Genomic DNA, 215 nt, shown 5'->3' on the forward strand with positions numbered 1-215 from the left:
GGAAAAAGTAAAGCTAAAGAAGCGAGTTTCTGGACTTTCAAGTAAGTATATTAATGGGCAGCAAGAATACTACAAAAATGGTAAGCCATATAAGTTTGATGAGGTTATAAGCCTAACTTCCGAAAATCCAGATTACTTCTGGATTTACCTTTTACCTGCGTCCCCTGAAAAATATGACATTTTTCCTATGACATTCGAAAAAGATAATTGGTACT

At 34.4% G+C, this 215-nt stretch carries 1 protein-coding gene; it reads left to right on the forward strand.

All coding sequences use genetic code 11. The features are described from left to right. A partial coding sequence (locus E1176_RS20820; RefSeq protein ID WP_222933020.1) for a hypothetical protein occupies positions 1-215 on the forward strand: 215 nt, incomplete at both ends.

This window comes from Fulvivirga aurantia (assembly GCF_009711475.1).
Taxonomy (GTDB): Bacteria; Bacteroidota; Bacteroidia; order Cytophagales; family Cyclobacteriaceae; genus Fulvivirga; species Fulvivirga aurantia.